The 11,553-nt window shown below is 70.5% G+C and carries 10 protein-coding genes and 2 pseudogenes; 4 read left to right on the top strand and 8 right to left on the bottom strand.

Going from position 1 to position 11,553, the window contains the following annotated elements; translation table 11 throughout:
- Positions 1 to 262: 262 nt before the first annotated feature.
- Complete coding sequence (locus ACIHAR_RS01540) at positions 263 to 3,160, top strand: carbohydrate binding domain-containing protein (RefSeq protein ID WP_400016326.1); 2,898 nt, start codon at positions 263 to 265, stop codon at positions 3,158 to 3,160.
- Between the two features lie 196 nt (positions 3,161 to 3,356).
- Here the strand turns inward: ACIHAR_RS01540 and ACIHAR_RS01545 are convergent, their stop codons facing one another.
- Entirely contained in the window at positions 3,357 to 4,880 is a 1,524-nt protein-coding gene (locus ACIHAR_RS01545; RefSeq protein WP_400015835.1) for a protein kinase, read from the bottom strand.
- Positions 4,877 to 6,004, bottom strand: a complete 1,128-nt coding sequence (locus ACIHAR_RS01550; protein ID WP_400015837.1) for a LysR family transcriptional regulator — start codon at positions 6,002 to 6,004, stop codon at positions 4,877 to 4,879. Before ACIHAR_RS01550 ends, ACIHAR_RS01545 begins: the two co-directional genes overlap by 4 nt.
- A 371-nt stretch (positions 6,005 to 6,375) precedes the next feature.
- Between ACIHAR_RS01550 and ACIHAR_RS01555 the strand changes: the two genes are divergently transcribed.
- The gene (locus tag ACIHAR_RS01555; protein WP_400015839.1) at positions 6,376 to 6,528 is read left to right on the top strand and encodes a hypothetical protein; all 153 of its coding nucleotides are present in this window, start codon (positions 6,376 to 6,378) and stop codon (positions 6,526 to 6,528) included.
- A gap of 120 nt (positions 6,529 to 6,648) precedes the next feature.
- Here ACIHAR_RS01555 and ACIHAR_RS01560 read toward each other — a convergent pair.
- The 3 genes and pseudogenes from ACIHAR_RS01560 to ACIHAR_RS01570 form a co-directional block, all read right to left on the bottom strand.
- A pseudogene (locus tag ACIHAR_RS01560) lies at positions 6,649 to 7,354 on the bottom strand (alcohol dehydrogenase catalytic domain-containing protein); the annotation flags it as partial.
- Between the two features lie 47 nt (positions 7,355 to 7,401).
- The gene (locus tag ACIHAR_RS01565) at positions 7,402 to 7,563 is read right to left on the bottom strand and encodes a hypothetical protein (RefSeq protein ID WP_365469172.1); all 162 of its coding nucleotides are present in this window, start codon (positions 7,561 to 7,563) and stop codon (positions 7,402 to 7,404) included.
- A complete protein-coding gene (locus ACIHAR_RS01570) occupies positions 7,560 to 7,664 on the bottom strand; it encodes a hypothetical protein (RefSeq protein WP_400015841.1) in 105 nt (34 codons plus the stop codon). Before ACIHAR_RS01570 ends, ACIHAR_RS01565 begins: the two co-directional genes overlap by 4 nt.
- On the opposite strand from ACIHAR_RS01570, the gene ACIHAR_RS01575 reads away from it, so the two are divergent.
- On the top strand, positions 7,665 to 8,024 hold the full coding sequence (locus ACIHAR_RS01575) for a DUF3500 domain-containing protein (RefSeq protein ID WP_400015843.1): 360 nt from the start codon (positions 7,665 to 7,667) through the stop codon (positions 8,022 to 8,024). It abuts the gene before it with no gap.
- Positions 8,025 to 8,200: 176 nt separating this feature from the next.
- Here ACIHAR_RS01575 and ACIHAR_RS01580 read toward each other — a convergent pair whose 3' ends face one another.
- The 3 genes and pseudogenes from ACIHAR_RS01580 to ACIHAR_RS01590 all read right to left on the bottom strand — a co-directional run bounded on the left by ACIHAR_RS01580 (position 8,201) and on the right by ACIHAR_RS01590 (position 10,970).
- Positions 8,201 to 9,124 carry a DUF1918 domain-containing protein gene (locus ACIHAR_RS01580; protein WP_400015845.1) on the bottom strand — a complete coding sequence of 308 codons (924 nt, stop codon included), beginning with the start codon at positions 9,122 to 9,124 and terminating at the stop codon, positions 8,201 to 8,203.
- 38 nt (positions 9,125 to 9,162) lie between these two features.
- Complete coding sequence (locus tag ACIHAR_RS01585) at positions 9,163 to 9,450, bottom strand: DUF1876 domain-containing protein (RefSeq protein ID WP_365469184.1); 288 nt, start codon at positions 9,448 to 9,450, stop codon at positions 9,163 to 9,165.
- 677 nt (positions 9,451 to 10,127) lie between these two features.
- Positions 10,128 to 10,970 (bottom strand): annotated as a pseudogene (locus tag ACIHAR_RS01590) (NAD(P)-dependent oxidoreductase).
- A gap of 231 nt (positions 10,971 to 11,201) precedes the next feature.
- Between ACIHAR_RS01590 and ACIHAR_RS01595 the strand changes: the two are divergent.
- Complete coding sequence (locus tag ACIHAR_RS01595) at positions 11,202 to 11,486, top strand: hypothetical protein (RefSeq protein ID WP_365469186.1); 285 nt, start codon at positions 11,202 to 11,204, stop codon at positions 11,484 to 11,486.
- Positions 11,487 to 11,553: the final 67 nt, after the last annotated feature.

The following is an 11,553-nucleotide window of genomic DNA, read 5'->3' on the forward strand; positions in this document are numbered from 1 at the left end:
GCTCACCGTGCGCGCACCCTTTACGCCACTGACATGTACGGGTAATCTCCCGACGCCTGCAAGGAGTTGCTAAAAATTTCAGAAAGGCCATGCAGTACAGGCCCGGGCGCTGAAGTCCTTGAGGCGGGTCGAGGTCTCCGACGGCGCCCACACCCCACGGCACCCTCCCCACCGCATCCTGGAGCCGCGCATGAGACGCCGCCGCTCTCTCGCCCACCCCTGGGCGGCCGGAGCCCTCGCCGCAGCGACACTCGTCCTGCCGATGACCATCCCCACGCCACCCGCGGCCGCCGCCGATGCGGCGTCCGCCACCGCCACCTCGGCCACCGTCTTCTACTACACGAAGACCAAGAACTGGTCGGACCACCACCTCCACTACGCCCCCGACGGCGGATCCTGGACCACCGTGCCCGGCACGCAGATGCAGACCGCGTGCACGGACTGGGTGAAGCTGACCGTCGACCTGGGCTCCGCCACCGGGCTCCAGGCCACCTTCACCAACGGAAACGGAGTCTGGGACAACAACGGCGGTCGGAACTACGCCCTGGGCACCGGGAACATCACCGTCAAGGACGGCGTGGTGGCGCACAGCGACCCGTGCGCCGACTCCGGTGCGGGGACCGGCAACGAGGCGACCGTCTACTACTCCACCCAGACCCTCGGCTGGACCACCGCCAACCTGCACTACCAGCCCGCCGGGGGAACCTGGACCACCGTGCCCGGCGTGGGCATGGAGGCCGCCTGCACCGGATGGTGGAAGAAGACGGTCCACATCGGCTCCGCCACCTCGCTGAAGGCCGCCTTCAACAACGGAAACGGGGTCTGGGACAACAACAACGGCTCCGACTACACCATCGCGTCCGGCACGAGCACGGTGCAGGACAACACCGTCACCGCCGACGCCAAGGACCCGTGCGCCGCCGAGGAACCCGACACCGAGGCGCCCAGCACCCCGGCCGCCGTCCGGGCGAGCGCGACCAACACCTCCGTGGTCGTGTCCTGGGACGCCGCCACCGACGACACCGGCGTGACCAAGTACCAGCTCACCCGCACCGGCGGCACCAAGGGCACCACGGTCATCGACGTCGCCTCCACCGTCCACTCCGACACCGGCCTGGAGGAGCACACCACCTACAGCTACACGGTCAAGGCCGTCGACGCGGCCGGCAACACCTCCGCCGCCTCCGCCGCGGCCACGGCGACCACCGGTAAGAAGCCGGCCACCCCCGCCGCCGGCACCCCGCTGGGCACCGACCCGCGCAAGGACCCCATCTACTTCGTCATGACCGCCCGCTTCCACGACGGCGACACGTCGAACAACCGCGGCGGCAGCCAGCACACCAAGTCCGGCAACGCGGCGAACAACGACCCCATGTTCCGCGGCGACTTCAAGGGATTGGTCGAGCGCCTCGACTACATCAAGGCGCTCGGCTTCTCGGCGGTGTGGATCACGCCGGTCGTCCTCAACCGATCGGACTACGACTACCACGGCTACCACGGCTACGACTTCTACACGGTGGACGCCCGCCTGGAGTCGACCGGCGCCTCCTACCAGGACCTGATCAACGCGGCTCACGCCAAGGGCATGAAGATCTACCAGGACGTCGTCTACAACCACAGCTCCCGCTGGGGCGCCAAGGGCCTGTTCACCCCGACCGTGTACGGCGTCCGGGACAGCCAGTGGAGCTGGTACTACGACGAGAGGAACGAGGGTTTCGAGTACGACGGCCTCACCGTCGAAACAAAGTCCGGCAAGTCCTACTACAACGGCGACCTGTGGTCGACCGCCGAGCCCACCGGGAACACCTGCCTCAACTGGGGCAAGCCCACCGGCGGAAAGAGCGCCGAGGGCTACACCCTCTACAACTGCCAGTGGCCCAGCCCCACTTCGGGCATGTTCCCGAAGGCCTACTACCACCAGTGCTGGATCGGCAACTGGGAGGGCGAGGACTCCCGCTCCTGCTGGCTGCACGAGGACCTGGCCGACCTCGACACCGAGAGCACCCAGGTGCAGAACTACCTGATCGGGGCGTACGACAAGTACATCGACATGGGCGTCGACGGCTTCCGAGTCGACACGGCCGTCCACATCCCGCGGGTCACCTGGAACCGCCGCTTCCTGCCCGCGATCCAGGAACGCGTCACCCAGAAGTTCGGCGCCGAGGCCGCACGGAACTTCTTCGTCTTCGGCGAGGTCGCGGCCTTCGTCAACGACAAGTGGAACCGCGGCTCGGTCAACCACTCTGCCCAGTTCTACACCTGGAAGGAGCGCAGGGAATACAGCGCCGACGACGAGACGGCGGCGCTCGAGCAGTACACCTACGAGAACGACCTGGGCACGGGCAACCAGCCGACGTCCACCAACGCCTTCCTCAACGGCAACACGTACCACGCCCCGGACCACAGCAGGTTCTCCGGGATGAACATCATCGACATGCGCATGCACATGAACTTCAGTGACGCGCAGAACGCCTACAACAACGGCAAGGACTCCGACGACAGCGTCAACGACGCCACCTACAACGTCGTCTACGTCGACAGCCACGACTACGGCCCGAACAAGTCGAGCACCCGCTACAGCGGAGGCACCGCCGCCTGGGCCGAGAACATGTCGCTGATGTGGACCTTCCGGGGCATCCCGACGCTGTACTACGGCTCGGAGATCGAGTTCCAGAAGGGACAGCGGATCGACTGCGGCCCCACCTGCCCGCTCGCCACCACGGGACGCGCCTACTACGGCGACCACCTGGCGGGCTCGGTCACGGCGTCCGACTTCGGAACGGTGGCGTCCGCCGACGGCCAGGTCGCGACCACGCTCGCCCAGCCCCTGGTGAAGCACCTGCAACGGCTGAACCAGATCCGCCGAGCGGTCCCCGCCCTCCAGATGGGGCAGTACTCCACGGAAGGCGTCTCGGGCAGCATGGCCTTCAAGCGGCGCTACACCAGCGGCGGCACCGACAGCTTCGCGCTCGTCACCGTGACCGACGCGGCGACGTACTCGGAAATCCCCAACGGCACCTACAGGGACGCCGTGACCGGCGACGTGAAGACCGTCTCGAACGGATCCCTGAGCGTGGCGGCACCGGGCAAGGGCAACCTGCGCGTCTACGTCCTCGACGGCCCCGGAAAGATCGGAACGGACGGTCCCTACCTGAAGTAGCGGTCTCGTTCGGACGCGGGAGACATCGCGTCTGCGTCGAGCAGCACAGCAGGGCGGGGACCGTGTGTCCCGCCCGGCCGGTCCGCGCGGTCATGGCCTGACAGTCGGCCCACCGTGATCCGTCGGTGGGGCCTCCGCGCTGTCGGGATGCGCCGTGCCCGCCGACGAGCCCTGTGCGGGTGTCAGGACGGGCTCGTCACTCCTTGTTGTCCTTCTTCTTCTGACCCTTCTCCCCGGACTCCCCGGACTCCCCGGACTCCCCCGACTCCCCGGACTCCTCGGACTCCTCGGGTTGCGCGGCCTTGCTGGGCTTGTCCGACCGTTCATCGGGGGTCTGCGCCTTGGTGTTGGCCGGCGTGTCCGTGTGGGCCGTCTGCGTACTCCGGCTGTCCGGCGTGCTGCTTGCGGGGACCTGTGACGGTCCGACTGGGGTGGTGTACGTGGCTGTGCCGGTGAGTGGCTCCCGGCTCGGGGTGGCTGCGGCGGGGCTGGAGCTTCGACCGGGAGCGGCGTCACGGAGCTGTCGGGTCTCGTCACCGCGGACGGAGGACGTCGGATCCGCCGCATCCTTCTCGCTCCTGTCGGCGGAGCCGGCTGGCGGGTCGTTCTGCGTGGAGGGGCTGCTGGCGGCACGTGTCGCTTTGTCGCCGTTTCCCTGATCCGAGAAGCCGTCGAAGACGGGGAGAGCGGCGGCCACGACAGCGGCGAGCGCGGCGGCTCCCCCGGCGAGCAGGACGCGTCCGTGGGCCGGCGCGGCCTGCGGCGCGGCTGCGCCTGCCGCGTAGGGCGGATGCGGGTGCGTGCGGCCGGTCGGCGCCGGTGCGTTCCGGGGAACCATGCTCGTGACGCCGGCCGGGTACGGGACGGCCGGGTACGGGACGGACTCGGGGTCGCTCGTGTCGGTCAGGGCGGTCAGTGTCCGGGCGCAGTCGTGTGCCGACGGGCGGTCGGGCGCATCCGGGGCGGTCATGTCCCGCAGCAGGGCCGCGAGCTCGTGCGGCAGTGAGCCCGGCAGTTCGGGTCGGCGGTGAAGCCGCGCGATCGCCGCCTCGAGGGGACCACCGTCGTATTCGAGCCGGCCCGTGATGCATTCGAGGAGCACCAGCCCGAGGGCGTAGACGTCGGCGGGCGGGCCGACCCACTGACCGAGCACCTGCTCGGGGGAGAGGTAGGCGGCGGTGCCGATGAGCTCGCCGGTAGAGGTGCGGGTGGTGGCGTCGAGCAGCCGGGAGATCCCGAAATCGGTCAGGTGGGGATGGCCGGACGCGTCCAGGATGATGTTCGACGGCTTGACGTCACGGTGCACGATCCCCGCCTCGTGCGCGTGGGCCAGGGCCCGGGCGAGGTCGGCACCGAGTGCAGCGGTCTCACCGGGCGTCAGGGCACCCGCGCAGATACGGTCCTTCAACGTGGGGCCCTCGATCAGCTGCATGACCAGGAAGGCGCGGCCGTTGTGCCGTCCGGCGTCGTAGACAGTGACGATGCCGGGATGCTTCAGCCGCGCCAGGATCACCGCCTCGTTGTGGAAGCGTTCCTCCATGGCCATGTCGGCTCCGACGCGGAAGAGCTTGACCGCCACCGGCCGTTTCAGACGTAGGTCGAAGCCGCGGTGGACGTCGCCGGCGCCACCCGAGCCGATGACCGCGTCCAGGCGGTACCGTCCGGCCAGCACGTGCGCAGAACGCCGGGACAGTGCCAGAGCCGACTGGCGGGACTTCATGTCATCTCCCACGGGTGCAACGGGTGCTGTGCGCAGGCGCCCGTCACCAGGAGGGCGCCGCACACGCGTACCCCTGGGAGGCCGGAGTACCCCTGCGAGGGCTTGCACGGGCCGGTTGAGCGACGAAACCTCGCGAGCCGAACGACGACTGCACGGGCATCGTCCGCGGGAGACGGCACGCAATGCGGGCGTGGGCACGGCGAACCAACTCCGGTCCAGCGGCCCGGGCATGACGGGCCTTTGCACGGCAGGCCGCTGAGCCTCATGAGGAGGGCGCACCCGGCGGCCTTCCGGCTGTGACGTACCTGCGATGTGATGCCTCGACGTCCGCCCAACTGTGGTGCGGGCCAGGCCGGATGGCACGGCCGGACCTGACCGCGCAGGGCGCCCGCTTCCCTGTCCGCCTGAGGTGGTGACAGTGATGCCGCGGCTGTTCGGCACGCCGTGCGCAGCCAGGACGGCCCGCGCCGCTCGCTCTCCGGCCGCGAGGGCGCCTTCGACGCGGCCCCCCTACCCGCATCCCCGTCCCTGGTTGTCCCACGATCAGCCGTCGGCCCGTCAGCTCCTCGCACCCCACGACGTGCGGCCGGCGAAGGGGCCCCGGGCGGGGACACCAGCACGAACCGCTGCTCGCCCAGCACATGCGCGCGGACCTCTGCGTCCGGTACGGCGCGGGCAGACGCCAGCAGGCCCAGTTCCACGGCCCCCGTCCGCACCGCGTCGATGACGTCGCGGGCGGTGAAGGCCGCCTTGACCGCCACCGCCACGCCGGGATACCGCTCGGCGAAAGAGCGGATCAGGGTCGTGAAAGGTTCGACGGCCTGGGACGGCATCGCCGCGATGTCCAGCCCTCCCTCGCGCAGTTCATGCGCGGCCGCCACGCTCGCCCGGGCGACCTCCAGGCTCCGTACGGCTGCACGGGCCGATTCGATCAACGCTCGACCCACGTCCGTCAGCACCGCCCGCCGCCCGATCCGATGGAGCAGCTCCGTTCCCAGATCACGCTCCAGCGCACGGACTGCCTGGGACAACGACCGCTGCGACACATACAGCGCCGAAGCGGCCCGGTTGAACCCGCCACGGTCGACGACGGCCAGGAAGTACTCCAACTGCCGGATGTCCATGCTCCTGCTCACCCCGCGGCCGGCGGCTCTCTCGGGCCGCCACCGCGCGTGCGCAGCCTCTCACGCAGGTCACGCCGTGGGTGCCGGCACCAGTGAGCAGTTCGATCATCACCGGCCGGAAGGCAGAGCACCGACAGCCACCGGTGGGTTCAGGCAACCGCTGAGGGACCTCGTCCAGGAGGTCCGCCAACGGCTGATGGAGGACGCTGATCGGGGGTACCTGCGTTGGCATGGCACTGGGAACTGATCACACTGAATCCGTACGAGCCCTGCGGCAGCTGCGCCGGATCCGGACTTTCTACGCTGGGGCCGGCGTCTTGTGGGCCGCGTCCGCCGCGTCGGCGGGATGGGATGACCCTGGAGGCCGGCAGATGTGGGTATCGGTGGTCTTCCTGGTGGTCTTCGCCGCCCTGTGGTCCGTGACGTCGCTCTGGCTGTCGCGTCAGCGGGCCGCCCGTTCGGTGGAGCCCGTGCACCATGCCGCTCCACGGAGGATGGCCTGGCGTCGCCACGCCAACGCATGAGACGTCGTTCCTCATGGCTTCGGTGAGGGCGACGCCAGACCGCGGGCGCATCGGGGCGAGGCGGGGACGCGGCGAGGCTGAAGCTGCCGGGCGTGACGACGCGTTCGATGCGAGCGGCAATCATCGGAGGAGCACCACCGAGCGCAGGACGTCGCCCTTGTCCCTGCGGGCGAAGGCCTCCTCGACCCCGTCGAGGGGGATCGTCTCGGTGACGAAGGTGTCGAGGTCGAGGCGGCCCTGGGGGTAGAGGTCGATAAGCATGGGGAAGTGGCGGGACGACAGTAGTCGCCGTACCAGGAGGACCTGAGCGCTCCGCCGCGACCGAAGACGTCCAGCAGCGGCAGTTCCAGCCGCATCTCCGGGGCGGGAACGCCGACGAGGACAACAGTCCCGGCCAGGTCACGTGCGTAGAACGCCTGCCGGTACGTCTCCGGGCGGCCGACCGCCTCGATGACGACGCCGGCGCCGAAGCCCCCGGTCAGTTCGCGGATCGCCTCGATCGGGTCGGCGTCACGGGAGGTGACGGTGTGGGTCGCGCCGATACCGAGAGCGGGGGGCAGTTCGATGCCGTCGGCGAGGGTCATCCTCTGCTTCGCGTTGTGGGTGTCGAAGCAGTACTGCCGGCGCCCACGGCGGCAGGCACGGCACTTCCCGCACACCGCACGCCATTCAGGATGACGAAGTCTCCGGGTTCGACGTCCGTCACGCCGGGTCCGACCTGTTCGACCACACCGGCCGCCTCGTGGCCGAGCAGGAAGGGGAACTCGTCGTTGACACCGCCCTCGCGGTAGTGCAGGTCGGTATGGCAGACGCCGCACGCCCGCACCAAGCCGCTGGAGGACGCGTGCAGGGGCAGCCGTCCGGCGATGCGGGTTAGTTGATCACCGCGTCGGGGGTCGACAGGCGTTCGAGGAACAGGACGTCGTCGCCGTCGAGCACGCCCAGCTGCACATGGTGACCCACCACGTCGTGCACGCCCTCCATGAACGGCATCGCGGCGTCGCGCAACGACAGCGTCGGCGAGGCCCTGGTCACCAGTTCCAGAGCCGGACGCCGATCCGCACCCTGCGGTCGTCGTCCCGGCTGAGAAAGCCGTTCGCCACCAGTTCACCCACGAGCCGGGACGCGGTGGCCACGTGCAGGGCGGAGCGGCGCGCGATCTCCTCGGCATCGTCGAGGCGTTCGTCGAGCGGGCGAAGGCGGACGTGGCCAAGGTGCGGAGGGAAGAGGTCCGCCGGCACCTCGACGACACCTACGTCACCTGGGCAGGCGGCACCGCCGACGACTCCGCCTTCTACGTCCGCGTCCACAGCCCCGTCGTCTGGGTCGAGGTCGACTGCCAGGCCCCGGGCCCCCTCGCCGGTGCCTACGACGCCACCCAGGGCGGCGCCCCCACCCAGAAGCACGTCCACTCCGTCATCCGCACGCCCAACGGCAACGACTACGGAAAGGAACTCCTCAGGCAGCACTACCTGACCTCGCCCCGCCACCGGTGAGGCACCCGGACATCCCGTCATGGCGGAGGGCCGCACCCGCGTGGGTGCGGCCTTCCGTGCGTCCGCCCCGGGACTCCGTCGCGGCGCCGCCGCCCGCGGACTCGGCGCGACGGATCGGCCGGGGACCCGCGGAGTGGAAGAGCCCCTCCGCGTGACCCGCGGTGGCCCGTGGTCGCCTACTCGTCGGCCGGAGTGATGCGGCGGCCCGTGAGGCTCTCAGGCCAGATCGACACCCACATCTCACGCTCGCCACCCGCCCACGGCGTGGTGTGCGCGCGTCGGGTGAGCTCGCGCACGGCCTCGGGCTCCGTGACGACGCTCGCGGGTCCGACGGCTAGCACGCTCCAGCCCTGGCTCAGGGCCTCGTCCACGTGGTCGACCTCGAAGGCGACCTCCTGTCCGACGGCCGCCGCCGGGACGGAGTGGGGCGCGGTCCGGAAGACGATCGCGTCATCGACGACCTCGTAGTTGACCGGGACGACCGCCGGGTGGCCGTCGGACGTCGACACCGCGATGCGCCCCAGGCCGTGCGTGGACAGCAGCATGCGGCATTCCTCCGGGCTGAGGTCCCGTAGCCGAGGACGGAGCAGCGCGTGGCCCTGACCGGGCGGGAGGTCCATGCCGCCGCCGCGCAGAGCACCGACGCTGGTGCCGAGCGCGTCGGCCAGCCTGATGAGAGTCGCCACGCTCGGGTCGGCGGTCTGTTCCTCCAGGTACGCCAGGTAGTCGGGCGACATGCGGGCGCGGCGGGCCGTCTCACCCCGGCTGAGCCCCTGCCTGTGGCGTTCGACGGCCACGCGCCGGCCGATGTCGCCGGGGTTGGGTGTCCCGGCCCGCGGGGCGGCCGAGGACCCGGGCCGCGTCTCACCCGTAGCCGGCCGGGTAGAGCCGTGGGTGGTCGCGGGCCGTGGGTGCTCGACATGGAGGATGTGGGCGTCGGGCCCGGGGAACACGAGCGTCACGTCGTCCGTGTCCGACCATCGCACGTCGTAGGGAGGCGTTCCGTCCTCGTGGTGGAGTCCGACGATCTCGCCGTCGCGCCTGGTGGCGCCGGTCGTCGGGCTTTCGATGACGAGGTGGTCGCCGAGGTGAGCTCGCATGGTCGCCGCCTCTCCTCACCGCTGGGCTTCTGACCGGATCACAGGGGCCATCCTGCGGCCTGACGGGTGCGCGGCCGGGACGCGCCCGCATCCTGGATGTCGTGTTCGGCGGCGTTCAGCAGCTGCTGGGCGAGGTCGTTCATGGCCCGCCCCGCCGCCAGCTCGTCGCCGATCTCCGGCACGTTCGCGTCCGCCGGATGGCAGTGCGCGGACCCGTGCCCGGTGAGCGCCGTCGTGCCGGTGTCCAGGACCACGCGTGCCTTCGTCGTCCCCTCGTCGTCTTCGAAGAGGTGGAGACGCACCTTCCATTCCACGGTATGTGGCATCGCTTTCCTCCTCACCGCCGGCGGCAGCCCCCCGCAGGTCCGCGGCGCATCTCTGCCGGCACTCGTCGAGCGAGGGCCCGCTGTCGGTTCGCCGTCCGCCGCGCATCACCGTCTCCGGCAACGGAACGCCGTCATCTGCCGGCTGCTCACCGGCGAGACGGATCACGTCGGTGCAGCCGGTACGGCGGAACACCTGCTTGCGGCCCGGTGCCGTCACCTTCGCCGACGAAAGCTTCCTCACCGGTCGTCCGTCGTACTCCACCATCTTGTACGCGGAATCCAGCTATGGCGCGTCCGCCGAAACCCCGACGCGGGCGGGTGCGGCGCAGGGAGAAGTCCACGACCGGATGCCTGGCCGCCGCGAGGACGCAAGGGCCGACATGAACGATCAGAAGCCGCCGGACGTGCATCTCCGGGGGTTGGCCCGTCGGCGTGCGCGTGGGTTCGGGCAGGGGCGGGCCGGACGCGCTCGGCGATCTTCGTGCGCTCATGAGGGAGCCTCCAGCAGGTCACTGGGGTCCCGTCCCGCCCCGTCCGCCCAGTGTGCAGCGGCCTCGCCCGCGGACCGGTCGTGACCGCCGGGCGGCCGGCCCAGGGTCGCATGGATGGTGCTCGACCCGCGGAGCGGAGCGCGTCCCGAACGTCGGCACACCGGCCGCCGGTGCCGCCCGCCTGTCTCACCCGGAACCGGGATGGACGAGCGTGTTCTCGCTCGTGCGGTCGGCGAAGCAGTCCTCGACGTTGCGCACGGTGGTCTCGGCGATCTGGCCCACGGCGTCCCGGGTGAAGTACGCCTGGTGCGAGGTGACCAGCACGTTGGGCAGGGTCATCAGCCGGGCCAGGCGCTCGTCGGTCATCACCTCCAGGGACTTGTCGAGGAAGAAGACCCCGGCCTCCTCCTCGTACACGTCCAGGCCCACCCCGCTCAGGCGCCCCGCGCGCAGGGTGGTCAGCAGGGCGTCCGTGTCGACCAGGCCGCCGCGGCTGGAGTTGACCAGGACCGCGTCGTCCTTCGCCAGGGCCAGGCCTCGGCGTCCACGAGGTGGTGGGTGTCCGGCAGCAGCGGTACGTGCAGGCTGACCAAGTCGGATTCGGCGAACAGCCGCTCGCGTGGGACGTACTCCATGCCCTGGGCCAGGCAGTCGGCGTTCTCGGCGATGTCCCAGCCGAACAGGCGCATGCCGAAGCCGTGGACGATGCGGGCGTACGCCGCACCGACCTTGCCGGTGCCCATCACACCGGCGGTGCGGCCGTGCAGGTCGCGCCCCATGAGCCCGTCGAGCCGGAAGTCGAACTCCCGGGTGCGGTGCGCGGCCCGTACGATCCGGCGGCCCACGGCGAGGGCGAGCGCCCAGGCGAATTCGGGGACCGAGTGTCGTGGCCCGCGGCGATGGGAACGGTGTCCCGGTTCAGGAACAGGTCCAGGCAGCGCAGTTCGTGGCGGTCGGCGAACGCCCCGGCGAAGGCCTCCCGAAGCAGTGGCTGCTCTCGGCGAGGACTCCGTACGCGATGATCTCCACAAGTGCTCCTCCTACGGGGGGCATACCGATGACCCCAGGGCCCACCACGGTTCAGTGCCTGGGCCGCGCGGGCCGCGGCTGGTCGGGCGTGGCGGCAGGGGGCGTCCCGCCGTTCGGAGCCCGGACGGGGGCCGTTCCGGTGATCTGCGCCGGGCTCGCGGACGCCGCACGTGCCGCGGCGGGTACGCCGTCTCCGCAAAGCGGCCTCGCGATTCCAAGAGGAGATCAGCCATGTACGCAGTGGTTCGGCGGTACGAGGGTGTGACCGACCCCGCTGAGGCGGGACGCCAGGTGAACGAGGGGTTCGTCCCGCTCCTCCGCCAGGTCCAGGGTTTCGTGGCCTATTACTGGGTCGATGCCGGAGAAGGGGTGATGGTGTCGACGAGTGTCTTCCAGGACCGGGCCGGCGCCGAGGAGTCGACCAGAAGGGCGGGGGACTTCGTACGGGACCGCCTCGCCGCTCTGCTGCCCAACCCGCCCCAGGTCACGGCGGGCGAGGTCGTGGCTCATTCGTAGCAGGACCGCGGCAGACGCGGCACGGGCTGGGCCGTCTCCCGTCTCCCGTCGCCGGGACGTCAGCTTC

The organism is Streptomyces sp. NPDC052016 (genome assembly GCF_044548445.1).
Lineage (GTDB): Bacteria > Actinomycetota > Actinomycetes > Streptomycetales > Streptomycetaceae > Streptomyces.

Excerpts from the sequence above, each read along its gene's own strand:
- ACIHAR_RS01540 (WP_400016326.1), top strand. The coding sequence starts at position 263 with ATGACCATCCCCACGCCACCCGCGGCCGCCGCCGATGCGGCGTCCGCC.
- ACIHAR_RS01545 (WP_400015835.1), bottom strand. The coding sequence starts at position 4,880 with ATGAAGTCCCGCCAGTCGGCTCTGGCACTGTCCCGGCGTTCTGCGCAC.
- ACIHAR_RS01550 (WP_400015837.1), bottom strand. The coding sequence starts at position 6,004 with ATGGACATCCGGCAGTTGGAGTACTTCCTGGCCGTCGTCGACCGTGGC.
- ACIHAR_RS01555 (WP_400015839.1), top strand. The coding sequence starts at position 6,376 with ATGTGGGTATCGGTGGTCTTCCTGGTGGTCTTCGCCGCCCTGTGGTCC.
- ACIHAR_RS01580 (WP_400015845.1), bottom strand. The coding sequence starts at position 9,124 with ATGCGAGCTCACCTCGGCGACCACCTCGTCATCGAAAGCCCGACGACC.
- ACIHAR_RS01585 (WP_365469184.1), bottom strand. The coding sequence starts at position 9,450 with ATGCCACATACCGTGGAATGGAAGGTGCGTCTCCACCTCTTCGAAGAC.
- ACIHAR_RS01595 (WP_365469186.1), top strand. The coding sequence starts at position 11,202 with ATGTACGCAGTGGTTCGGCGGTACGAGGGTGTGACCGACCCCGCTGAG.